The 22,371-nt window shown below is 56.6% G+C and carries 22 protein-coding genes; 14 read left to right on the top strand and 8 right to left on the bottom strand.

From position 1 onward, the window contains the following. The first annotated feature begins 33 nt into the window (after window positions 1-33). From ACOXYR_RS16095 to ACOXYR_RS16130, 8 genes are all read left to right on the top strand, one after another. Window positions 34-855, top strand: coding sequence for a shikimate dehydrogenase family protein (locus ACOXYR_RS16095; RefSeq protein WP_350435226.1), 822 nt, complete (start codon window positions 34-36; stop codon window positions 853-855). After that, a complete protein-coding gene (locus tag ACOXYR_RS16100; protein WP_421355836.1) occupies window positions 852-2,528 on the top strand; it encodes an FAD-dependent oxidoreductase in 1,677 nt (558 codons plus the stop codon). Before ACOXYR_RS16095 ends, ACOXYR_RS16100 begins: the two co-directional genes overlap by 4 nt. A 13-nt stretch (window positions 2,529-2,541) precedes the next feature. Then, complete coding sequence (locus tag ACOXYR_RS16105; RefSeq protein ID WP_015965584.1) at window positions 2,542-2,862, top strand: NIPSNAP family protein; 321 nt, start codon at window positions 2,542-2,544, stop codon at window positions 2,860-2,862. Window positions 2,863-2,872: 10 nt separating this feature from the next. Further along, the gene (locus ACOXYR_RS16110; protein ID WP_421355835.1) at window positions 2,873-4,573 is read left to right on the top strand and encodes an FAD-dependent oxidoreductase; all 1,701 of its coding nucleotides are present in this window, start codon (window positions 2,873-2,875) and stop codon (window positions 4,571-4,573) included. A gap of 66 nt (window positions 4,574-4,639) precedes the next feature. Beyond that, window positions 4,640-5,443 carry a sugar phosphate isomerase/epimerase family protein gene (locus ACOXYR_RS16115; protein ID WP_415729040.1) on the top strand — a complete coding sequence of 268 codons (804 nt, stop codon included), beginning with the start codon at window positions 4,640-4,642 and terminating at the stop codon, window positions 5,441-5,443. 22 nt (window positions 5,444-5,465) lie between these two features. Further along, window positions 5,466-6,830, top strand: a complete 1,365-nt coding sequence (locus ACOXYR_RS16120; RefSeq protein ID WP_108474829.1) for an MFS transporter — start codon at window positions 5,466-5,468, stop codon at window positions 6,828-6,830. Further along, entirely contained in the window at window positions 6,827-7,834 is a 1,008-nt protein-coding gene (locus ACOXYR_RS16125; RefSeq protein ID WP_421355834.1) for a Gfo/Idh/MocA family protein, read from the top strand. The genes ACOXYR_RS16120 and ACOXYR_RS16125 overlap by 4 nt, the downstream gene beginning before the upstream one ends. A gap of 629 nt (window positions 7,835-8,463) precedes the next feature. Further along, window positions 8,464-9,825, top strand: coding sequence for an MFS transporter (locus ACOXYR_RS16130; RefSeq protein WP_421355833.1), 1,362 nt, complete (start codon window positions 8,464-8,466; stop codon window positions 9,823-9,825). Window positions 9,826-9,921: 96 nt separating this feature from the next. Here the strand turns inward: ACOXYR_RS16130 and ACOXYR_RS16135 are convergent, their stop codons facing one another. Further along, the gene (locus ACOXYR_RS16135) at window positions 9,922-10,413 is read right to left on the bottom strand and encodes a YajQ family cyclic di-GMP-binding protein (RefSeq protein ID WP_108474826.1); all 492 of its coding nucleotides are present in this window, start codon (window positions 10,411-10,413) and stop codon (window positions 9,922-9,924) included. A 127-nt stretch (window positions 10,414-10,540) separates the two neighbouring features. Here ACOXYR_RS16135 and panE point away from each other — a divergent pair, with 127 nt between their 5' ends. Then, window positions 10,541-11,452 (top strand): 2-dehydropantoate 2-reductase, encoded by a 912-nt coding sequence (panE, locus tag ACOXYR_RS16140; protein WP_108474825.1) that lies wholly within the window; start codon window positions 10,541-10,543, stop codon window positions 11,450-11,452. Then, window positions 11,415-12,005, top strand: coding sequence for a protein deglycase YajL (yajL, locus tag ACOXYR_RS16145; RefSeq protein WP_108474824.1), 591 nt, complete (start codon window positions 11,415-11,417; stop codon window positions 12,003-12,005). The genes panE and yajL overlap by 38 nt, the downstream gene beginning before the upstream one ends. Before the next feature lie 298 nt (window positions 12,006-12,303). Here the strand turns inward: yajL and thiI are convergent, their stop codons facing one another. After that, complete coding sequence (thiI, locus tag ACOXYR_RS16150; protein WP_421355832.1) at window positions 12,304-13,752, bottom strand: tRNA uracil 4-sulfurtransferase ThiI; 1,449 nt, start codon at window positions 13,750-13,752, stop codon at window positions 12,304-12,306. A gap of 210 nt (window positions 13,753-13,962) precedes the next feature. Here thiI and xseB point away from each other — a divergent pair, with 210 nt between their 5' ends. From xseB to ACOXYR_RS16170, 4 genes are read left to right on the top strand one after another with little or no spacing between them, the layout of a single operon-like run. Beyond that, window positions 13,963-14,205, top strand: a complete 243-nt coding sequence (gene xseB, locus ACOXYR_RS16155; RefSeq protein ID WP_108474822.1) for an exodeoxyribonuclease VII small subunit — start codon at window positions 13,963-13,965, stop codon at window positions 14,203-14,205. Beyond that, window positions 14,206-15,105 (top strand): (2E,6E)-farnesyl diphosphate synthase, encoded by a 900-nt coding sequence (ispA, locus tag ACOXYR_RS16160; protein ID WP_113858778.1) that lies wholly within the window; start codon window positions 14,206-14,208, stop codon window positions 15,103-15,105. It abuts the gene before it with no gap. Between the two features lie 18 nt (window positions 15,106-15,123). Further along, on the top strand, window positions 15,124-16,986 hold the full coding sequence (dxs, locus tag ACOXYR_RS16165) for a 1-deoxy-D-xylulose-5-phosphate synthase (protein ID WP_421355831.1): 1,863 nt from the start codon (window positions 15,124-15,126) through the stop codon (window positions 16,984-16,986). A gap of 57 nt (window positions 16,987-17,043) precedes the next feature. Further along, complete coding sequence (locus ACOXYR_RS16170; RefSeq protein WP_108474819.1) at window positions 17,044-18,018, top strand: aldo/keto reductase; 975 nt, start codon at window positions 17,044-17,046, stop codon at window positions 18,016-18,018. A gap of 127 nt (window positions 18,019-18,145) precedes the next feature. Here the strand turns inward: ACOXYR_RS16170 and pgpA are convergent, their stop codons facing one another. The 6 genes from pgpA to nrdR all read right to left on the bottom strand — a co-directional run bounded on the left by pgpA (window position 18,146) and on the right by nrdR (window position 22,238). Further along, window positions 18,146-18,649 carry a phosphatidylglycerophosphatase A gene (pgpA, locus tag ACOXYR_RS16175; protein WP_421382121.1) on the bottom strand — a complete coding sequence of 168 codons (504 nt, stop codon included), beginning with the start codon at window positions 18,647-18,649 and terminating at the stop codon, window positions 18,146-18,148. Continuing rightward, complete coding sequence (gene thiL, locus ACOXYR_RS16180; RefSeq protein ID WP_108474817.1) at window positions 18,642-19,613, bottom strand: thiamine-phosphate kinase; 972 nt, start codon at window positions 19,611-19,613, stop codon at window positions 18,642-18,644. The genes pgpA and thiL overlap by 8 nt, the downstream gene beginning before the upstream one ends. Before the next feature lie 74 nt (window positions 19,614-19,687). Continuing rightward, entirely contained in the window at window positions 19,688-20,107 is a 420-nt protein-coding gene (nusB, locus tag ACOXYR_RS16185; protein ID WP_108474816.1) for a transcription antitermination factor NusB, read from the bottom strand. 20 nt (window positions 20,108-20,127) lie between these two features. Further along, window positions 20,128-20,598: a 6,7-dimethyl-8-ribityllumazine synthase gene (gene ribH, locus ACOXYR_RS16190; protein WP_001021161.1), complete on the bottom strand. Its 471-nt coding sequence runs from the start codon at window positions 20,596-20,598 to the stop codon at window positions 20,128-20,130. Between the two features lie 83 nt (window positions 20,599-20,681). Then, window positions 20,682-21,785 (bottom strand): bifunctional diaminohydroxyphosphoribosylaminopyrimidine deaminase/5-amino-6-(5-phosphoribosylamino)uracil reductase RibD, encoded by a 1,104-nt coding sequence (gene ribD, locus ACOXYR_RS16195; RefSeq protein ID WP_421355829.1) that lies wholly within the window; start codon window positions 21,783-21,785, stop codon window positions 20,682-20,684. 3 nt (window positions 21,786-21,788) lie between these two features. Beyond that, window positions 21,789-22,238, bottom strand: coding sequence for a transcriptional regulator NrdR (gene nrdR, locus ACOXYR_RS16200; protein ID WP_108474814.1), 450 nt, complete (start codon window positions 22,236-22,238; stop codon window positions 21,789-21,791). Window positions 22,239-22,371: the final 133 nt, after the last annotated feature.

Raw genomic sequence — 22,371 nt, forward strand, 5'->3', positions numbered from 1 at the left:
CATTAAACATTTAATTAACAAGTGAGGTGAGAAATGGTCAGTGGATTTACGCAAATTGTTGCTGTGCTCGGGCATCCCATCACCCAGGTGAAATCACCGGAAAACTTCAACCGTTACTTTACTGAGGCGCAGATGGACAAGGTGATGATCCCGGTCGATATTGCCCCGGAAGCGGTTGCCGATTATCTGAACGCTCTGCGCGGCTGGCAGAACATGAGCGGCGTGCTGGTGACCGTACCCCATAAACAGCGCGTCGCAGGACTATTGGACAGCCTGACGCCGCGCGCGCGTCACCTTAATGCAGTAAATGTGGTGCGTAAGCTGGCTGATGGTCGCCTGGAAGGTGACATGCTCGACGGCGTGGGATTCCGGCTTGCCGCCGAAGCGCACGATTTTACCGCCGCCGGTAAACGCGCATTGTTGTCTGGCTGCGGCGGCGTGGGTAGCGCGATTGCCTGGGGATTGTGTGAAGCGGGTATCAGCCATCTGGCGCTGCATGACAAGGATAATGCCATGCGTCAGCGCCTGGAAAACCGTTTGGCGACGCATTTTCCGCAAGTCCATCTCGGTGAACTGCCCGCTACCCTTGAAGGCCTCGACCTGCTGGTGAACGGCTCTCCGGCAGGAATGCAGGGTTTTGATCCGCTACCGTTGCCGCAACCGCTGCTCGATACGTTGCAAAACAGCACCCACGTAGCCGATGTAGTAACAGCGCCGGTGATCACCCCGCTGCTGGCCTTTGCGCAAACGCGCGGCTGCAGCGTGCAAACGGGCCCGGAAATGGCGCTGGCGCAGATGAAACTGATGGGCCAGTTTATTGGCGCAATGCCTGGCGAGCACGAGGTAGCCGCATGAAAAGCTGGGATGTGATCGTGATCGGCAGCGGCGCGGCGGGCTTTGCTACCGCGGTCACGGCCTGCTGCAAAGGCTTGTCGGTGCTGATGCTGGAGAAAGCCCCCCACTTTGGCGGCACGTCGGCGATTTCCGGCGGCGCGGTGTGGATCAACGATACCGATCAGGCTCGCGAAGCGGGCAAAAGCGGTTCACCAGATGCTATCAAAACTTACCTGCGCACCATTATTGGTGACACAAACTATCGCCCGGCACTGGTTGATGCATTTGTCGAATCGGGACGTGAGGCGCTGGCCTTTCTTGAACAAGAAGGTGCGGTGAAATACAGCCTGCGCCCGCTTTCGCCCGATTATTATCCTGATGAAGCCGGGGCGGTAGATGTCGGGCGCGCGCTGGAAGTCGTTGAGTTTGATGGCCGCGAATTGGGCGAGCACTTCAACACGCTGCGCTCTCCACCGCCAGGCATGCTGTTGTTTGGCGGCATGATGGTCAATCGCGTCGACATTCAACACTTCCTGGATATGCGCCGTTCATGGACGTCCTTTCGCCACTGTTCGCGTCTGCTGCTGCGCTACGGTCGAGATCGCCTGCGTCACCCTCGCGGGACACGTCTGGCGATGGGCAACGCGCTAATTGCACGAATGGCGACGCTGGCCCTGCGCAAAGGGCTGGATCTGGCGCTGAATGTCAACGTCACCGCGTTAATTGAAGAACAGGGGCGCGTCACTGGCGTCACCCTCAAACGTGAAGGTAAAGAAGAACAACTGTACGCCCGCTGCGGTGTCGTGTTGGCGGCAGGCGGTTTTGCCGCCGGGCAGATTGCCGCGCGGTTCCGTCCGGCGACACAGCAACATTTCACCATGTCGCCCACCACCAACGATGGCGCAGCATTTCAACTGGCGAGCCGCGTCAGCGCGCAAGAAGGCCCCGATCTTCCTTCTAACTTTTTCTGGGCCCCGGTTTCGGTTTTACGTCACCCGGACGGCACGGAAGAGCGCTTCCCACATCTGGTTACCGATCGCGCTAAACCGGGCGTCATTGCCGTCAATCAACGCGGCGTTCGCTTTGTGAACGAGTCGAACTCCTACCATCACTTCGCCAGCGCGATGCAGCAGCAGCCGGAAAACGCGCCCTGCTATCTGATTGGCGATGCACTGGCGATGAAAAATTACGGCCTCGGCCTCGCGCGTCCGGCACCGGTCAATAACGATGCGCTGGTAAAAGCGGGATATTTACACAAAGCCGATACCCTCGCCGCGCTCGCGCTGCAGCTCAATCTCGATCCTGGCACGCTGGAAGAGACCGTAGCACGTTATAACCGCGATGCGGCTAATGGCACCGACAGCGAGTTTCGAAAAGGCGGAAACAGCTACAACCGGGCGATGGGCGATCCGGCGCATCAGCCAAATGCCTGTAACGCCCCACTTCAACAAGGGCCGTTCTACGCAATCACCCTCTACACCGGCGATTTAGGCACCTCGCGCGGGTTGATGACCTCCGCCGACGCACAGGTGCTGAATCAACAAAACGAAGTCATTCCGGGCCTGTATGCGGTCGGTAATGACATGGATTCGATAATGGCCGGTACCTATCCCGGCCCCGGCATAACGCTCGGCCCTGCGCTCACTTTCGGCTATCTCGCCGCAAAACATATGGTTCAACAACAATCCCTTTAACCTGGAGCACGACATGATCTACGAAAAACGCACTTACACCATCAATCCCCTGAAAATGGCTGACTGGCTGGCGCTGTATAAAAGTGATGCCTATGCGGTGCAAACCGAGCATCTCGGCAAACTGATTGGCTTCTTCTTTACCGAAATTGGCGTGGTGAATCAGGTGGTGCATATCTGGGCGTATGAAAGCCTGGATGACCGCCTGGTTCGCCGTGGCCGCATGGCCCAGGACGAACGCTGGCTGACGTTCTCGCGTAAAAATCGCGAGCTAGCGGCGGTTGAGCGTCTGGAATCGGTGCTGATGCGCCCGACCGATTTCTCCCCGCTGCAATAAGGAGCACATCATGAGCAGGCAGGTAAAGGTCGATGTTCTGGTGGTCGGGTCAGGCGCCGCGGGGTTATCCGCCGCCGTGACCGCCGCGCTGCACGGCGCACGCGTACTGGTCGCGGAAAAAGAGCCGGTTATTGGCGGAACCAGCGCCTGGTCCGGCGGTTGGTTATGGATCCCGCGTAATCCACTGGCGCGAGAAGAAGGCATCAATGAGGATGAAGACGCTCCCCTCACCTACCTGAACGCGGAAATGGATGGCCGCCCTGCTGATGCGCGCTTGCAGACATTTCTGCGCTACGGCCCGGAGATGGTCGATTTCTTTCGCTCACGTACCGCGGTGCAATTTCTTTCCGGCAGCAAAATGCCGGATTTCCACAACTCCCCCGGTTTTGCCACCGGTGGGCGTTCGGTCACCGCACAGCCTTACGATGGTCGAGGGCTGGGTAACTGGCTGCACCGTCTACGCGCCCCGCTGGAGACCATCAGTCTGGCAGGAATGGGGATTGCGGGCGGCGCGGATATGGCGCATTTTTTCAACGCGACCCGTTCGCCGCGTTCTGCGTTCTACGCCACCCGACGCCTTCTGAGGCACAACTGGCAGCGTCTGCGCTACGGGCGTGGGCAGCATCTGGTGAATGGCAATGCGCTGGTCGCGCGCTTGCTGCGCTCGGCGCTGGATGCAGACGTTCAGTTCCTGTTGAACGCCCCGGTTGCGCGCTTGCTGAAGCACAACGATCAGGTTATTGGCGCGGTGCTCGATAGCGATGAAGGCGAGATTACCGTCAACGCCGGCGCGGTGGTACTGGCCTGCGGCGGCTTCCCACATGATAAAGCCCGGCTGGCGCAGGAGGTGGCGCACGCGCGTCATGGCTACGGTCACTTCTCTGCCGCGCCGCCGGGAAACCAGGGCGATGGCATTCGACTGGGCGAGGCGGCTGGCGGTCATTTTGATCGCAATCTCAAACATCCCATGGCCTGGGCACCGGTTTCCCGCGTCACGCTGGCCAGCGGCTTACAGCTTGCGTTCCCGCATCTGGTGGAGCGTGCCAAGCCGGGGTTTATCGCCGTATTACCGAATGGTAAACGCTTCACCAACGAAGCCGATTCCTATCACGATTTTATCGCCGCGTTAATTACCGCCACCCCGGAAGGGGAAAAACCACAGGCGTGGCTGCTGGCAGATCAGCGCACGCTGAGCCGTTACGGATTAGGTCATGCTCGCCCCACGCCGTTTAACGTTAAGGCCTGGCTGCGTAACGGCTATCTGCAGTCCGGCGAGACGCTGGAAGCGCTGGCAAAAAAATGCGGGATTAATGAAGCCGCACTGATTGAAACCGTCGCACGCTTCAACGGTTATGCCGAACGCGGCGTGGATGATGAGTTTCAACGCGGCGCATCCGCCTATAACTGTGCGCAGGGCGATGCCACACATCACCCCAGCCCAACGCTGGGTGCGATAAAACAGGGGCCGTTTTACGCCGTGCGTATTCTGCCAGGCTCGCTGGGATCGTTCAGCGGCCTGCTGACCGATGAACGGGCGCAGGTGCTGAACGACCAACACCAGCCCATCCCCGGCCTGTACGCCGTGGGGAACGATATGTCGAGCGTGATGCAGGGGTTCTACCCCAGCGGCGGCATTACGCTTGGCCCGGCCATGACCTTCGGGTACCTGGTGGGAAAAAACCTTGCCGCAAACATAACAAAAACAGCGTAACTCATCGCTTTGCCAGGGACGGTAAAAATAGAAAAACATCTTACCTGCAACTGTACTGGAGTCCCTATGAACACGCGTTCTTTGTCTCTCGCTGCCCTGACGATGCTCGATGTTCCGCCACCGGAACAGGTGCGTATCGCCGCCAAAACGGGTTTTACGCATGTTGGCCTGCGCCTGCTTCCTGCTACCCCGACAGACCCTGACTACGATATGTTGGGCGACACTGCTACCGTACGCGAAACCCTCGCCGCTCTGCGTGAGACGGGCGTTCGCGTGTCGGACGTGGAGATTGTTCGCCTGACGCCAGACTTCAATCTGGAAGCGCTTCACACGTTTCTGGAAACATCCGCACGTCTTGAAGCGCAACAGGTACTGGTCGCCGGCAATGACGAAAACGTCACACGCTGCGCGGAGAATCTGGCGCGTCTGGCACAGGCCGGGAAACAGTACGGCCTGACCATGAACCTCGAACCGATGCCGTGGACGGCGGTGAAAACCGTACACGACGCGCAGACGGTGATCACCGCCAGCGGCCAGAACAACGTCGGCATTCTGGTCGATGCTATCCATTTTTGGCGCGCGGGAGAATCACTGACAACGTTAGCGGATATTCCCGCCGCGCAATTGAACTATATGCAGTTGTGTGATGCTCCCGCGCAAATGCCTGACACCACCGATGAGCTGATTTACCAGGCGCGCAGCGCACGAAAAGTGCCGGGCGAAGGCGGCCTCGATTTACGCGGTTTGCTGGCAGCGCTGCCTGCCACAATCCCCGTATCTCTCGAAGTCCCGCTGGCAGGCGCGCAAGGTGCCCTTCCCGCTCAACAACGCGCACAGCTGCTGTTTAACGCCGCGCAGTCCTTCCTGTGAATCACTCACCCGAGGAATCGTTATGGCACAGACTCAACGCCTGGACGTCAGAGAGTTAATCAATACCCAGCCACTTAGCCGCTATCAGAAGCTGGTGATTTTTTTAGGGTTTGCCGTGATTGCGCTGGACGGTTTTGATATCGCCATCATGGGATTTATCGCCCCGGTGCTGAAACAGGAATGGGGCGTCAGCAACCATGAACTGGGCTTTGTGATCAGCACCGCGCTGATTGGCCTGGCGCTGGGGGCCATGTTCTCTGGCCCACTTGCCGACTGGCTGGGGCGCAAGAAGATCATCATCAACAGCGTGTTCTTCTTCGGCTTCTGGACGGTTGCTACCGCTTTTTCGCAAAACATCGAACAGATGATTTTCTTCCGCTTTATGACCGGGTTGGGTCTCGGTGCCGCGATGCCTAATATCAGTACGCTGGTCTCGGAATATGCGCCTGAACGGAAGCGCTCGTTCATCATCACCGTGATTTTCTGCGGTTTCACCTTCGGGGCGGCGATTGGCGGTTTTACCGCGTCATGGCTGATCCCCCTGTATGGCTGGCATTCACTGATGGCGCTGGGCGGTATTTTGCCACTGTTGTTTGTGCCGATTTTGTTGTGGAAGCTGCCGGAATCCGTGCGTTTCCTGGTGATTAAGCAAGCTCCTGCCAGGCAGATTTGCGCGATCCTCCAGCGGCTCTATCCGGGCAAAATAAGCGATAACGTCAGCTTCGTATTGCCAACACAGCCTGTCAGCGGGAATGCGATGCGTATTGTACTGTCGCCTCAGTACCGTTTCGGCACCCTGATGCTGTGGCTGGTCTACTTTATGGGGCTATTTCTGGTTTACATCCTCGGCAGTTGGCTGCCGACGCTGGTAAAAGAGATTGGTCTCACCGTAAGCCAGGCAGCCATTATGACTGCGATTTATCAGGCAGGTGGCACGGTAGGCTCGTTGTTCGCCGGGTGGTTAATGGATCGCATTAATCCACATCGGGCCCTGGGAGCCATTTTTGCGGTTGGCGGGCTGGTGACGATGGCGATTGGTTTTGCGGCCGCCAGCTTCACCCTGCTGTGCCTGCTGGCGCTGATTAGCGGCGCCTGCCTGAACGGTGCGAATACCGGCATGAACGCGCTCTCTGCACGCTTTTATCCCACCCAGGCGCGCGCCACCGGTTCAAGCTGGATGCACGGTGTCGGGCGTATCGGGGCGATCCTCAGCGCCTTTGCTGGCGCTGAAATGCTGGCGATGGATCTCAAATTTGAAACCGTCTTCCTGCTGCTTGGCATTCCGGCGTTGCTCACTGTGCTTGGCGTCGCGGCAAAAGGCTGGTTTGCCTCAGGCCAACCCGACAATGTTCCTCCCGTTACCACCTCGCTCAGGAGCCCATCATGAATTCGACACGACTCGCCGTTATCGGCGCGGGCGCTATCGGGCGCAAACATATCAACGTGATTCAGCAGGCGTCAGAGGCCACGCTGGTGGCGCTTGCCGATCCTTCCGACCAGGCGCGGGAACTGGCCGCCGATCTCGATGTGCCGTGGTTTGCCGACGTTGAAGCAATGCTGGATGAAATCAGGCCAGACGGAGTGATTAACGCTACACCGAACATGCTGCATGTGCCCTGTGCGCTGGCCTGTGTAAAACGCGGTATTCCGGTGCTGGTGGAAAAACCGGTGGCAGAATCCCCTGAACGCGCGCGTGAACTGGTGGACGCCGCGCTTGCGCACAACGTGCCGATTTTAGTCGGCCATCATCGCCGCCACAATGCGCTAACGGCGGCAGCGAAAACACTCATCGACAGCGGTAAACTCGGCAATATCGTCGCCGTTTCCGCCCACTGGATACTGCAAAAGCCGGAGGACTATTTTGAGGTAAGCTGGCGACGCGAGCCCGGCGCAGGGCCGCTGCTGGTTAACCTGGTGCACGATATCGACCTGATGCGCTATTTACTGGGCGAAATTGAAGAGGTGCAGGCGATGGCCTCCAGCGAAACGCGCGGATTTGCTAACGAGGACAGCGCGGTGGTGAATCTGCGTTTCGCACGCGGCACGCTGGGCAGCGCGGTATTAAGCGATTGCAGCGTTAGCCCGTGGAGTTGGGAAATGAACTCGGCGGAGAACCCGATTTACGCGCATACACCGGAAAACTGCTACCTGATTTCCGGCACGCTGGGCGCGCTGGCGATACCGCAGATGCGCTGGTGGCACTACGGTGAGAAAAGCGGCTGGCACGAGCCGCTTATCAGTGAGACGTTGCATATCAACGCCATCGATCCGTTCATCCTGCAACTGAATCACTTTATTGCCGTCATTCGGGGTGAGGCGACGCCAATTATTGACGCCGCCGATGCACTGCGTTCGCTCGAGGTGATCGACGAGATCCGTCAGGCTATCTGACCTTCAAACCGGGGCCCCACACGGGTAATACCGGTCAGTTAAGCGCAAAGTTCCATTCACTTTATGTTTTGCGCTACATGTGGCATCTGCGTCAGTGAACGGGTAAAGGGGGGTCAACCGCGCCCCCCTTCGCCAATCCAGCGGGGACTCGTCGGTTTCAGATACATTGGTTTTTGCTGTTAAATTAAAGACCGCACCGCCGTTGATGGCGTCAAAATCGCCGAAGCGTTCCCTGGAGGCCGGGGCAGCCCACATGGATGTGGGCTGAGGGCGCGGCTTTACAGGGATGTTACCTCGCGCCCGACCCGAAAGCCGTAAGGGATAAGCTGAGGGAACCGCGAAGCGGCGATTTTTCCGCCGGAGCCCGGGGGTGCAGGGGGCGGCGGCGATTGGCCGCCCCCTGCGTGCTCCCTGCGCCAGCACAATTTATATGGCTCGGAGCAAAACAGGAGCGCAACGGGAAGATGCTCTGAAAAATGAATCGGTCCTTAACTGACCCTCAATACCGCACAGGGGCCTTTTTCTATACCGCACAAATAATTCACGAATGTAATATTTGCTCATTAACACTCTGTTTACCCTGCCTGCGCTCCGCACTACACTATGGGGCGATTAATAATGAGGTGGGAATGAACGATTACAAAATGACGCCGGGGGAATTGCGCGCCACCTGGGGTTTAGGGGCCGTATTTTCGCTGCGCATGCTCGGCATGTTTATGGTTCTGCCGGTTCTGACCACGTACGGTATGGCGCTGCAAGGCGCAAGCGAAGCGTTGATTGGCCTGGCGATTGGTATTTACGGGCTGGCGCAAGCCGTCTTCCAGATCCCCTTTGGTTTACTCTCCGACCGCATTGGCCGCAAACCGCTGATTATTGGCGGGCTGATGATTTTTGTCGCCGGTAGCGTGATTGCCGCGCTCTCTGACTCCATCTGGGGCATTATTCTTGGCCGCGCCTTGCAAGGCTCCGGGGCGATCGCCGCCGCCGTCATGGCGCTGCTTTCCGACCTCACTCGTGAGCAAAACCGCACGAAAGCGATGGCCTTTATTGGCGTGAGCTTCGGTGTTACCTTCGCGATTGCGATGGTATTAGGGCCGATTATTACCCACAAACTGGGCCTGCACGCGCTGTTCTGGATGATCGCCATCCTCGCGTCGCTGGCTATCCTGCTAACACTTTGGGTGGTGCCAAACAGTCATAATCATACGCTCAACCGTGAATCCGGCATGGTGAAAGGCTGCTTTAGCAAAGTGCTGATGGAGCCCAAACTGCTGCGCCTGAACTTCGGCATTATGTGTTTGCACATTCTGTTGATGTCGACCTTTGTCGCCCTGCCAGGGCAACTGGAAGCGGCAGGTTTCCCGGCCCCCGAGCACTGGAAAATCTATCTGGTCACCATGCTGGTTTCGTTTATCACCGTAGTGCCGTTTATTATTTATGCCGAAGTGAAGCGCAAAATGAAGCGCGTCTTCCTGCTGTGTATCGCACTGCTGCTGATTGCTGAGATAGTGCTGTGGGGCTCCGGTAATTATTTCTGGGAACTGGTGGCAGGCGTACAGATTTTCTTCCTCGCCTTCAACCTGATGGAAGCGCTTCTGCCGTCACTTATCAGTAAAGAGTCTCCGGCGGGCTACAAAGGCACGGCGATGGGTATTTACTCCACCAGCCAGTTCCTTGGCGTGGCGATTGGCGGCTCGCTGGGCGGCTGGATTGACGGCTTTTTCGATTCGCAAACGGTGTTTCTGGCAGGCGCATTGCTGGCGACGGTGTGGATGCTGGTGGCCATCACCATGAGTGAACCGGCTTATGTCAGCAGTTTACGCATTGAAATTCCCGACGACGTCGAGGTTGATGAGGCTCTGAAGGCGCGGCTGTTGGCGAAAGAAGGCATTAAAGAGGTGCTGCTGGTAGGCGAAGAGCGCTCGGCTTACGTTAAAATCGACAGCAAAGTGACGAACCGGTTTGAGGTGGAGCAGGCTATCGTCGCCTGAGCCTGAAATGCCCGATAGCGCTTCGCTTATCGGGCCTACAACAGAGCGACACTCCCATAAGCCGGATAACGCGAAGCCGCCATCCGGCATTACAGCTTAATCGCGGAAGTTTTTGAACTGGAACGGCTGGCCTAAATCACCGCCGCGCACCAGCGCCATCACCGCCTGCAAATCATCGCGGGATTTCCCGGTCACGCGAATCTCTTCGCCCTGAATTTGCGTCTGCACTTTCAGCTTGCTGTCTTTAATAAGCTTAACGATTTTCTTCTGAATCGCGCTCTCAATCCCCTGCTTCAGCTTCGCTTCCACAAACCAGGTTTTCCCGCTGTGCACAAACTCTTCCGGCACATCAAGAGACGCCCCTTCAATGCCGCGCTTGAGCAGCTTGGCACGCAGAATATCCAGCAGCTGATTAACCTGGAAATCAGACTCACTCAGCACTTTGATGGTTTTATTCGCATCATTCAGCTCGATTTTCGCTTCTACGCCACGAAAATCGAAACGTGATTCAACTTCACGGGCCGCGTTATCCACGCCGTTGCGTGCTTCCTGAAGATCAACTTCAGAGACAATATCGAAAGATGGCATCTTTTCCTCTCCCTCAGTGACTTTTGCGTTGCATAATACCTGCAACGCGGCATAACTCAACTTGTTATCCCCGAAAGCTTAGCGCCCGAAGCTATAATTTGGGTGTCAACGCCGTTCAGGAGGCAGTGTGAAAATTACAGTACTAGGATGTGGCGCGCTGGGCCAGCTATGGCTCACGGCGTTATATAAAAAAGGATTTGATGTTCAGGGCTGGCTTCGCGTCCCCCAGCCTTACTGTAGCGTAAATCTGCTTGAGCTGGATGGCACGGTATTTAATCAGTCCGTTACCGCCAACGACCCCGACTTTCTGGCGCACAGCGATCTTTTGCTGGTGACACTTAAAGCCTGGCAGGTCTCCGACGCGGTAAAAGCGCTGGCGAAGAAGCTGCCGGCAACATCCCCTATTTTGCTTATCCATAATGGCATGGGCACCGTCGAAGAATTGAACGACGTTACGCAGCCGCTGCTGCTGGGCGCAACCACGCAGGCCGCCCGCCGTGACGGCAACATCATCATCCATGTCGCCAACGGCACCACCCATATTGGCCCGGCCAAACACTACGATCGCGATTACAGCCATCTGGCGGTTACCCTGCAGGACGTTCTACCCGATGTCGCCTGGCACGATAACATCCACTCGGCAATGTGGCGCAAGCTGGCGGTCAACTGTGTGATCAACCCATTGACCGCGTTGATGAACTGCCCGAACGGAGAACTGAGCCAACATTTACCGCAGGTTGAGCTTATTTGCGCGGAAGTCGCGCACACCATGGCGCGGGAAGGCATTCATACTTCGACGGAAAATCTGCTATTTTACGTCACCCAGGTGATTGAACGCACAGGAGAAAATATCTCCTCCATGCTTCAGGATGTACGGGCGCTGCGACATACGGAAATCGACTATATCACCGGTTACCTGCTCCGACGCGCCCGCGCCCACGGGCTTAGCCTGCCGGAAAACACCCGCCTGTATGAACAGATTAAACGTAAGGAGAGTGAATATGAGCGCGTCGGCACTGATTTGCCTCGCACCTGGTAGTGAAGAGACGGAAGCCGTCACCACGATCGACCTGCTGGTTCGCGGCGGCATTAACGTCACCACGGCAAGCGTCGCCAGCGATGGCAACCTGACCATCGTCTGCTCGCGCGGCGTGAAGCTGCTGGCCGATGCCCCGCTGGTGGAAGTCGCCGATGGCGATTACGACATCATCATCCTGCCGGGCGGCATCAAAGGCGCAGAATGCTTCCGCGATAGCCCACTGTTGGTTGAAACCGTGCGTCAGTTCCATCTCTCCGGGCGGATTGTCGCCGCGATTTGCGCCGCTCCCGCCACCGTACTGGTGCCGCACAATCTCTTCCCCATCGGCAACATGACCGGCTTCCCGACGCTGAAGGATCAGATCCCTGAAGATCAGTGGATGGACCGACGCGTCGCGTGGGATCCGCGCGTAAACCTGCTCACCAGCCAAGGGCCAGGCACGTCGATTGATTTTGGCCTGAAGATTATCGACCTGCTGGTTGGGCGTGAGAAAGCCCACGAAGTCGCGTCACAACTGGTGATGGCCGCGGGAATCTATAACTACTACGAGTAACGCGTTTGAAATGCCCGATGGCCTGGGTATCTTGTCGGTCGTATAAGACGCAGCCGTCATCCGACAACCGCAGCCATAAAAAAACCTCGCATCGCGAGGTTTCAGATTGCTGATAAAGTGCACTTTGTTCTTGCCGGATGCGGCGTAAACGCCTTATCCGGCCTACAAAATAGCGCAAATTCAATATATTGCAGAAACCTTGTAGGCCTGATAAGCGTAGCGCATCAGGCAATGCTGCGTTTGTCATCAGTCTCAAACCTCGCATCGCGAGGTTTTTTCTTCAGCAACAACCATGCACTTACGGGCGATAAACCTTCACATTGGCAAAGCCCTGCTCGCGCAGGTACAGCGCCTGCAGGCGGCTCATCACACCGCGCTCGCACCACAGCAGATAAGTTTTGCTCTGGTCGAGGTTGCCGAACTGAGTGCTCAGCTTGTAGAACGGCAGTGAAGCGATTTCCACGCCTTCCATTTTCAGCGGTTTGTCATCCTGCTCATCAACGGAACGAATATCCAGGATCACATCGTTGTAGCTAAAGCCGCTAACGGTTTCAACTTCCACCACGTCCTGCGCGGTTTGCTGCGCAATTTCGCGGATGTCGAGATTGTTGGCATTCGCCACCACGTCATCGAGAATGCTGAAATCAAAGTGCTCTTCTTCCGCTTCGATTTTCGCCTTCACCGCCTTGATGGTCGGGCTTTTCGAGATCACGCCGCAATATTCCGGCATGGTGCGCGCAAAGTCCTCAGTGCCAATTTCACGCGCCAGATTGATGATGTGCTCTTTATCGTGGGAGATCAGCGGGCGCAGAATCAACGTGTCGGAGACGTTATCAATCAAACGCAGGTTGGTCAGCGTCTGGCTGGAAACCTGGCCCAGCGCTTCACCGGTGACCAGCGCCTGTACGCCGTAGCGTTCAGCCACTTTCGATGCCGCACGCACCATCATGCGTTTCAGCACCACGCCCATCTGGCCATCGTCGATTTTCTCAAGGATTTCGCCAACCACGGGTTCGAAGTTGATTGCGACGAAACGCACGCGGTGAGAGCTGCCGAAGCGGTTCCACAGATAATGCGCCACCTGACGAACGCCGATTTCGTGCGCCGCGCCACCGAGGTTAAAGAAGCAGTAATGGACGCGACAGCCGCGACGCATCAGCATGTAGCTGGAAACACCGGAGTCAAAACCGCCGGAAATCAGCGATAGCACATCTTCCTGAGTGCCGATTGGGAAACCGCCGATACCTTCATAACGGCCTTTGACCAGCAGCAGGCGATCGTTTTCGATTTCCAGGTTAACGGTGACGTCCGGGTTGGTCAGCTTCACTTTCGCGGATTCAACGTGCTGATTCAGGCCGCCGCCGACATAGCGTTCGATCTCAATCGAGGTGAATTCGTGTTTACCACGACGTTTCACGCGTACGCAGAAGGTTTTGCCTTCAATTTGATCGCGATACTGCACCAGCGCTTTTTCGAAGATATCGTGCAGCGAGGTGAACGGTACATCTTCAACCTCAAGAATATGGTGGATGCCCGGGATGCGGGTCAGGGCGTCACGGATATCCAGACGCTGATTTTCATCTTTCGCGCGGACTTCGATGTGATCCCAGTGACGAACAACGGCGAGCGTCTCGTCATAATGCTTTAGAACGTTACGAATGTTCCCGGTTAAAATTTTAATAAAGCGCAACCGCACAGATTGGCTTTTGATGGTGATTTCCGGGAACAATTTAATGATAAACTTCATGGCGGCAATGGTTCGTTGGCAAGCCCGATGCGGGCTGTAGGTAAAATTTGTACTGCAGCGCACCGGGGTACCTGCATCCAGGTCGCGGAGTATACCATCTTCGTGGTTAAGCTGCGCGCTTTCCCATATACCATTGTGTGTTATTTGATTCAGGGCGCGACTGGGCTACCATAGTCGCCATCGCGATATAAAAAGAGCTGATCATTCACTATGCCAAAGAAAAATGAAGCCCCGGCCAGTTTCGAAACTGCACTCACTGAACTGGAGCAGATCGTTAATCGTCTCGAAAGTGGCGATCTTCCGCTGGAAGAGGCACTGAACGAGTTCGAGCGCGGCGTGCAACTGGCGCGTCAGGGGCAGGCCAAACTGCAACAGGCGGAACAACGTGTGCAGATCCTGCTGGCCGATAACGACAATGCCTCTCTGACCCCTTTCACGCCGGACAATGAATAAATGGATTTTTCGCAGCAGCTAAATGCCTGCGTCGAACACGCCAACAGCGCGTTGCGGCGTTTTATTGAGCCTCAGCCCTTTCAGAACACTCCGCTGGTTGAAGCGATGCAGTATGGCGCACTATTAGGCGGTAAACGCCTGCGCCCGTTCCTGGTGTACGCGACCGGGAAAATGTTTGGCGTCGATCAGCTCACGCTGGACGCCCCCGCTGCCGCCGTCGAGTGCATTCACGCTTATTCGTTGATGCATGACGATCTTCCGGCAATGGACGATGACGATCTGCGTCGCGGCCAGCCAACCTGCCACATTAAATTTGGCGAAGCGAACGCAATTCTGGCCGGTGACGCCCTGCAAACGCTGGCGTTTTCTATACTGAGTGATGCGCCGATGACCCATGTGTCGGATCGCGATCGTCTGGCGATGGTTTCCGAACTGGCTCAGGCCAGCGGCGTCGCCGGAATGTGCGGTGGTCAGGCGCTGGATCTCGATGCTGAAGGTAAGCATGTTGATCTCGCAGCGCTTGAGCGTATTCATCGTCATAAAACCGGTGCGTTGATTCGCGCCGCTGTGCGTTTAGGTGCATTGAGCGCGGGCGAGAAAGGCCGCAGCGCCCTGCCACTGCTGGATAAGTACGCTGAATGTATTGGCCTGGCATTCCAGGTTCAGGATGACATTCTGGATGTGGTGGGCGATACTGCGACCCTCGGCAAGCGCCAGGGTGCCGATCAGCAATTAGGCAAAAGCACCTATCCCGCACTGCTGGGCCTTGAGCAAGCCCGCACTAAAGCCCGTGACCTTATTGAAGAGGCCCGTCAGTCGTTAACTGAACTGGCCGCACAGTCACTGGATACTACTGCACTGGAAGCGCTGGCGAACTACATCATCCTGCGCGACAAATAAACAATAAATGAGTCTCTGATGAGTTTTGATATTGCCAAATACCCGACCCTGGCGTTGGTCGATTCCACTCAGGAGTTGCGCCTGCTGCCAAAAGAGAGCCTGCCGAAGCTGTGCGATGAACTGCGTCGTTATCTGCTCGACAGCGTGAGCCGTTCCAGCGGACACTTCGCCTCCGGGCTTGGCACGGTGGAGCTCACCGTGGCGCTGCACTATGTCTACAACACGCCGTTCGATCAGCTGATTTGGGACGTGGGTCATCAGGCCTATCCGCATAAAATTCTGACCGGACGCCGCGACAAGATTGGCACTATTCGTCAGAAAGGCGGCCTGCACCCGTTCCCGTGGCGCGGTGAGAGTGAATATGACGTATTAAGCGTCGGCCACTCCTCGACCTCCATTTCTGCCGGGATCGGCATCGCTGTCGCCGCCGCGCGTGAAGAGAAACAGCGCCGCACCGTCTGCGTGATTGGCGATGGCGCAATCACCGCAGGCATGGCCTTTGAAGCGATGAACCACGCGGGCGATATCAAACCTGACATGCTGGTCGTGTTGAACGACAACGAGATGTCGATTTCCGAGAACGTCGGCGCGTTGAACAACCACCTGGCGCAACTGCTTTCCGGCAAGCTCTACTCTTCTCTGCGCGAAGGTGGAAAAAAAGTGTTCTCCGGCGTGCCGCCGATTAAAGAACTGCTCAAGCGTACCGAAGAACATATCAAAGGCATGGTCGTGCCAGGCACGCTGTTTGAAGAGCTGGGCTTTAACTACATCGGCCCGGTCGACGGCCACGATGTGCTCGGTCTGGTCAATACGCTGAAAAACATGCGCGACCTGAAAGGCCCGCAGTTCCTGCACATCATGACCAAAAAAGGGCGCGGCTATGAGCCCGCCGAAAAAGATCCTATTACCTTCCATGCGGTGCCGAAATTTGACCATACCAGCGGGAAATTACCGAAGAGCAGCGGCGGCCTACCCTCTTATTCGAAAATTTTCGGCGACTGGCTGTGTGAAACAGCGGCTAAAGATCGCAAGTTAATGGCGGTCACGCCTGCCATGCGTGAAGGCTCCGGCATGGTCGAATTTTCGAAAAAATTCCCTGACCAGTATTTTGACGTGGCGATTGCCGAACAGCACGCGGTGACCTTTGCCGCAGGCCTGGCGATTGGAGGCAACAAGCCGATTGTGGCAATTTACTCCACCTTCCTGCAACGCGCTTACGACCAGGTTATCCACGATGTGGCTATCCAGAAGCTGCCGGTGATGTTCGCCATTGACCGCGCGGGGATTGTCGGTGCTGACGGGCAGACGCATCAGGGCGCATTCGATCTCTCGTTCCTGCGCTGCATCCCTGAAATGGTCATCATGACGCCGAGCGATGAAAATGAATGCCGCCAGATGCTGTATACCGGCTATCACTACAACGATGGCCCGAGCGCGGTGCGCTACCCGCGCGGGTGCGGTACCGGCGCAGAACTTCAGCCGCTGGAGAAACTGCCGCTCGGCAAAGGCGTGGTGAAACGTCAGGGCGAGAAAATCGCCATTCTGAACTTCGGTACGCTGTTACCTGAAGCCGCAACGGTCGCCGAAAAACTCAACGCCACGCTGGTAGATATGCGCTTTGTGAAACCGCTCGATGAAAGCCTGATTCTTGAGATGGCAGCGCAGCACGACGTGCTGGTTACGCTTGAAGAGAACGCCATCATGGGCGGTGCAGGCAGCGGCGTGAACGAGGTGCTGATGGCGCATCGTCAGGCAGTACCGGTGCTCAACCTTGGCCTGCCTGATTTCTTCATCCCGCAAGGCACTCAGGAAGAGATCCGCGCCGACCTTAGTCTGGACGCGGCAGGCATTGAAGCGAAAATCGCGAGCTGGCTGGCATAACCCTCCTCTCCGCTCCTGCTATGCTTAAAGGCAAACCTTAAAAGCAGGAGCGGAACCATGCAATACAACCTCTTAGGACACACCGACCTTCGGGTTTCCCGTCTTTGCCTGGGCTGCATGACCTTTGGCGAACCGGATCGGGGCAAACACGCCTGGACCCTACCCGAAGAGAGCAGCCGCCCTATTATTCAACGCGCCCTTGAAGGCGGCATTAATTTCTTCGATACCGCAAACAGCTATTCCGACGGCAGCAGCGAAGAGATTGTGGGCCGCGCCCTGCGTGATTTCGCTCGCCGTGAAGACGTTGTGGTCGCGACCAAGGTGTATCATCAGGTCGGCGACCTGGCGGAAGGACTTTCCCGCGCGCAAATTCTGCGCTCCATCGATGACAGCCTGAAACGCCTGGGAATGGAGTACGTCGACCTGCTGCAAATTCACCGCTGGGATTACAACACGCCGATCGAGGAAACGCTGGAGGCGCTGAACGATGTGGTCAAAGCCGGGAAAGCACGTTATATCGGCGCATCGTCGATGCACGCACGCCAGTTTGCTCATGCGCTGGCGCTACAAAAACAGCACGGCTGGGCACCGTTTGTCACCATGCAGGATCACTACAATCTGATTTATCGTGAAGAAGAGAATGAGATGCTGCCGCTTTGCAACCGTGAAGGTGTGGCGGTGATCCCCTGGAGCCCACTGGCGCGGGGGCGCTTAACCCGCCCGTGGGGCGAAACGACAGCGCGTTTGGTGTCCGATGAATTTGGCAACACTCTCTACAGCACCACCGAAGAGAATGATGCGCAAATTGCCGACCGACTGGCGCACGTGGCGGACGATCTTGGCGCCACCCGTGCGCAGACAGCGCTGGCGTGGTTGTTAAGCAAACCGGGCGTGGCGGCACCGATTATCGGGACATCGCGGGAAGAGCAGTTAGATGAGTTGTTGAACGCGGTAGATTTAACGCTGAAGCCAGAGCACATTGCGGAGCTGGAAACGCCGTATAAGCCGCATCCGGTGGTGGGGTTTAAGTAAGGCCCCCCTCACCCCGGCCCTCTCCCACAGGGAGAGGGTGAAAACCAGAGCAGGTCTTGAATATATCCGCGGTCGGTTCCCTCTCCCTGTGGGAGAGGGTTAGGGTGAGGGGCCCCCCCACGCAATCCTAAATTATCCCAATCGGCCAATGATGCCCGATAAAATACAATATCCCCGCCGAAATCACCCCGGCGACGATGTCATCGACCATAATCCCCATGCCGCCGTGCACGTTGCGGTCGAACCAGCGAATCGGCCAGGGTTTCCACATATCGAGAATACGGAAAATCACAAACCCGGCGGCGACCCACTGCCAGTCCATCGTCGGCAGTGCCATCAAGGTAATCCACATACCGACGAACTCATCCCACACGATGCTGCCGTGGTCGTGAACGCCCATGTCTTTTGCCGTCTGGTGGCACAGGTAGACACCGATACAGATGCTCAGCATTACCACCAGCGAATAGAGCTGCCAGGGCAGGAAGGTTATCAGATACCAGAACGGAATCGCTGCCAGCGAGCCCATCGTGCCGGGGACTATCGGGCTTAAGCCGCTACCGAAACCAACCGCCAGCAGGTGCCAGGGATTGCGTAAATTGAGGCGGCTTTTCGCCACGTCTTTGCTAGCCAAAGTGATCAAATCCTTTATGGTCGAACGTCACGACGTCGCCGCCGCGCTGAAAATGCATGCCGTCTACGTCAGCGCTCATCTGGCCGATGCAGGTAAACGGCACGCCAAGATGGCCCAGTGCCACATCCAGCGCACCACGGTTGAGTTCCGGTACGGTGAAGCACAATTCGTAATCTTCTCCGCCGGAAAGCGCCCAGCGCATTGCCTGTTCGCCGTCAACGTGACGCTGCATCGCTTCAGAATACGGGAGTGCATCCAGGTCAATGCGCGCGCCGCATTCGCTGGCTTTAAGAATATGACCGAGGTCAGAAACCAGGCCGTCGGAAAGATCGATCGCCGAACTGGCGAGGTCGCGCAATGCCTGCCCTTGTAGAATACGCGGCGTCGGACGCAGGTGGCGTTGAACCAGATACGCGCTGTCCGTTTCGTCGCTCACCGTCAGGCGGTTCTGTAGAATCGCCAGCCCGGCAGCGCTGTCGCCCGGCGTACCGGTGACGTAAATCCAGTCGCCCGGTTTTGCGCCCGAGCGCTTCAGCGCCCGGCCGACAGGCACGTAGCCGTGAATACCGAGGGTCATGGAGAGCGGGCCTTTGGTGGTGTCGCCGCCAATCAACTGCATATCGTAGTAATCGAGTTGTTCGAACAGACTATCGCTGAAGGCTTGTAGCCAGGCTTCATCTACCGACGGCAAGGTCAGGGCCAGCGTCAGCCATGCCGGGTCTGCGCCCATCGCCGCGAGATCGCTGACGTTCACGGCCAGCGCTTTATACGCCAGATCGGCAGGATCGATATCAGGAAGAAAATGAATGCCGGACACTAAAGTGTCGGTGCTGATTGCCAGGGTTTGTTTTTCGGGAAGATTGAGCAACGCGCAGTCGTCGCCGATTCCGGTTTCAACATCAAAGCGGGCGCTTTTTACGCGGTCAAAATAACGGGCAATCAGGGAAAATTCGCCGCATGCCATACGTTATGCCTCTGCAGAAGAATAAAACAAGGCCGGGGAACACGGTATCAACCGCATTCGCACCGGCCTGCAGATTACTTTTTCTTGGGGCGGATTGCCGGAGCTGCTTTATCCAGCACGCCATTGACAAACTTGTGGCTGTCTTCAGCGCCAAAGGTTTTTGCCAGTTCGATAGCTTCGTTGATGGCCACTTTATACGGCACATCATCACGTTTAGACAGTTCGAACAGCGCGATACGCAGCACCGCTTTTTCTACCTGCCCCAGCTCATCGAGCAGACGGGACAGGTAAGGTTTCATCAATCCATCGAGGTACGCGCTGTTAGTCGCCACCCCGGACAGCAGTTCACGGAAGTACATTACGTCTACATCTTTGACGTCCTGTTCCGCCAGGAACTGGTATTCAACATCGGCGATGTCGTTCTGGGACAACTGCCAGGAGTAAAGCGCCTGAACGGCACACTCACGGGCGCGGCGACGAGCAGCAGGTTTCACGGAATTCCCCTTACAAAAAATCAGGCCTTAATGGCTTTCAATACATTAATCATCTCAAGCGCGGTCAGTGCAGCTTCTGCACCTTTGTTACCGGCTTTGGTGCCAGCGCGTTCGATGGCTTGTTCAATACTTTCAGTGGTGAGAACACCAAAGGCTACCGGGATTTCGCTGTCCTGAGCGACGTGCGCCAGGCCATTGCTTGCCCCGCCAGCGACATATTCGAAGTGTGCAGTACCGCCACGGATAACCGTACCCAGTGCAATCACCGCGTCATATTTACCGGTTTTTGCCAGTGCGCCAGCCGCCAGTGGCAGTTCATAAGCGCCAGGCACCCAAACAACGGTAATGTTTTCATCTTTGACCTGACCAATGCGTTTCAGGGCGTCGATCGCACCTTCCAGCAGGCTGTCGTTGATAAAGTTGTTGAAACGCGCAATGGTGATGGCGACGCGAGCGTCCGGGGTAGCAACGTTAGCTTCAATAATGTTCATACTCTTCCTTTGGGTTCATTTGCCCCGCAGGGGGGCGGATTTTATCATAATATTCTGTGCGCTGCTTCCCTTTTCAGGAGGCATTACGCGTTCGTCAAATGCAGGCAAATGTCCGGGCCTACATGGCGTATCTCATTGAATTTGAAATGGGGGGCGTCGGCCAGTTTCTCAAGCCCCGGCAGAACACATAATCCGCGCGCATCGCTGCCTAATAGTTTAGGCGCTACGTAAACAATAAGCTCGTCGACCACACCCGCCTGAATCAGCGCGCCGGCAAGCGTCGGCCCGGCTTCTACCCAGATGCTGTTTATCTGCTGTTTGCCAAGCTGCATCATCAGCAAAACTAAATCAACATGACCGTTATGTTCCGGCGTAATAATCGATTTTACGCTCTCTGACCAGTTACGTTCATCGCTTCGGGTACGGGCAAACCAGGTTTCGCCAGACTGCTGGACGATGCGGTGCTCCGGCGTGACGCGGTTGTGGCTATCGATAACAATACGTACCGGCTGGCGCAGGTTTTCCTCTGTATATAGCGCCTGCGTCTCCGCGCCCAGCTCATGCCAACGCACGGTTAACGCCGGGTCATCGGCCAGGACGGTGGCACTACTGGTGAGAATTGCGTGGCTTTCTGCGCGCAAACGCTGCACATCGCGACGGGCCTGCGGCGAGGTAATCCACTGACTTTCGCCACTCGCCATCGCGGTACGCCCGTCCAGCGACGCGCCAAGTTTAAGCTGAACATACGGAAAGCCTGTACGCATGCGCTTCAGGAAGCCCTTATTCAACGCTTCCGCTTCACTCATCATCAGACCGTGGCTGACGTCAATACCCGCCTGTTGCAGGCGATAAAGCCCGCGTCCGGCCACCTGCGGATTCGGATCCTGCATAGCGGCTACCACGCGGGAAACACCTGCGGCAATCAACGCATCGCAGCATGGCGGCGTGCGACCATGATGGCTGCAAGGTTCGAGCGTCACATAGGCCGTCGCCCCTTTGGCTTTTTCGCCCGCCATCCGCAACGCGTGAACTTCCGCGTGCGGCTCTCCGGCGCGGTAGTGAAAACCTTCACCAACGATTTCGCCCTGATTGACAATGACGCAACCGACGCGGGGGTTAGGATGAGTGGTGAAGCGACCACGCGCGGCAAGTTTCAGCGCGCGCGCCATGTACATTTCGTCGTGCATAGCTTAGTCCTGTAGACGAGCGATCTCTTCGCCGAATTCTTTGATGTCTTCAAAGCTGCGATAAACAGAGGCGAAACGGATGTAAGCGACTTTATCGAGCTTTTTAAGCTGTTCCATCACCAGATTGCCCAGCAATTTGCTCGGCACTTCACGCTCCCCAGTAGCACGCAGGTGCGATTTAATGTGATTAATCGCCATCTCAACGTCATCGGCACTGACGGGACGCTTTTCCAGCGCTTTTAGCATGCCGCTACGCAGCTTGTCTTCGTTGAACGGTTCGCGCACATCATTGCTTTTAACGACGCGCGGCATCACCAGTTCAGCCACTTCAAACGTGGTGAAACGTTCGTTGCAAACCAGGCATTGCCGACGACGGCGGACGGAGGAGCCCTCGCCAACCAGACGAGAGTCGATCACTTTGGTATCTACGGCGAGACAGAATGGGCAGTGCATACATCGTCCTGACTATGAGGTGGTAACTGAAACCTATTTTACCCTGATATGGCTCGACAACAAAGGAAGAGCGTTTTTGAGACAATGGATCGATGCCAGAATCTTTTTTGCGATCTACCATTACGTGATCCCG

The organism is Pseudocitrobacter faecalis (genome assembly GCF_965231525.1).
Taxonomy (GTDB): domain Bacteria; phylum Pseudomonadota; class Gammaproteobacteria; order Enterobacterales; family Enterobacteriaceae; genus Pseudocitrobacter; species Pseudocitrobacter faecalis.

Excerpts from the sequence above, each read along its gene's own strand:
- ACOXYR_RS16115 (WP_415729040.1), top strand. The coding sequence starts at position 4,640 with ATGAACACGCGTTCTTTGTCTCTCGCTGCCCTGACGATGCTCGATGTT.
- ribH (WP_001021161.1), bottom strand. The coding sequence starts at position 20,598 with ATGAACATTATTGAAGCTAACGTTGCTACCCCGGACGCTCGCGTCGCC.
- ACOXYR_RS16100 (WP_421355836.1), top strand. The coding sequence starts at position 852 with ATGAAAAGCTGGGATGTGATCGTGATCGGCAGCGGCGCGGCGGGCTTT.
- ACOXYR_RS16110 (WP_421355835.1), top strand. The coding sequence starts at position 2,873 with ATGAGCAGGCAGGTAAAGGTCGATGTTCTGGTGGTCGGGTCAGGCGCC.
- ACOXYR_RS16125 (WP_421355834.1), top strand. The coding sequence starts at position 6,827 with ATGAATTCGACACGACTCGCCGTTATCGGCGCGGGCGCTATCGGGCGC.
- thiL (WP_108474817.1), bottom strand. The coding sequence starts at position 19,613 with ATGGCATGCGGCGAATTTTCCCTGATTGCCCGTTATTTTGACCGCGTA.
- ACOXYR_RS16120 (WP_108474829.1), top strand. The coding sequence starts at position 5,466 with ATGGCACAGACTCAACGCCTGGACGTCAGAGAGTTAATCAATACCCAG.
- ispA (WP_113858778.1), top strand. The coding sequence starts at position 14,206 with ATGGATTTTTCGCAGCAGCTAAATGCCTGCGTCGAACACGCCAACAGC.
- ACOXYR_RS16130 (WP_421355833.1), top strand. The coding sequence starts at position 8,464 with ATGAACGATTACAAAATGACGCCGGGGGAATTGCGCGCCACCTGGGGT.
- ACOXYR_RS16095 (WP_350435226.1), top strand. The coding sequence starts at position 34 with ATGGTCAGTGGATTTACGCAAATTGTTGCTGTGCTCGGGCATCCCATC.
- ribD (WP_421355829.1), bottom strand. The coding sequence starts at position 21,785 with ATGCACGACGAAATGTACATGGCGCGCGCGCTGAAACTTGCCGCGCGT.
- yajL (WP_108474824.1), top strand. The coding sequence starts at position 11,415 with ATGAGCGCGTCGGCACTGATTTGCCTCGCACCTGGTAGTGAAGAGACG.
- xseB (WP_108474822.1), top strand. The coding sequence starts at position 13,963 with ATGCCAAAGAAAAATGAAGCCCCGGCCAGTTTCGAAACTGCACTCACT.
- ACOXYR_RS16135 (WP_108474826.1), bottom strand. The coding sequence starts at position 10,413 with ATGCCATCTTTCGATATTGTCTCTGAAGTTGATCTTCAGGAAGCACGC.
- ACOXYR_RS16170 (WP_108474819.1), top strand. The coding sequence starts at position 17,044 with ATGCAATACAACCTCTTAGGACACACCGACCTTCGGGTTTCCCGTCTT.
- dxs (WP_421355831.1), top strand. The coding sequence starts at position 15,124 with ATGAGTTTTGATATTGCCAAATACCCGACCCTGGCGTTGGTCGATTCC.
- thiI (WP_421355832.1), bottom strand. The coding sequence starts at position 13,752 with ATGAAGTTTATCATTAAATTGTTCCCGGAAATCACCATCAAAAGCCAA.
- nrdR (WP_108474814.1), bottom strand. The coding sequence starts at position 22,238 with ATGCACTGCCCATTCTGTCTCGCCGTAGATACCAAAGTGATCGACTCT.
- ACOXYR_RS16105 (WP_015965584.1), top strand. The coding sequence starts at position 2,542 with ATGATCTACGAAAAACGCACTTACACCATCAATCCCCTGAAAATGGCT.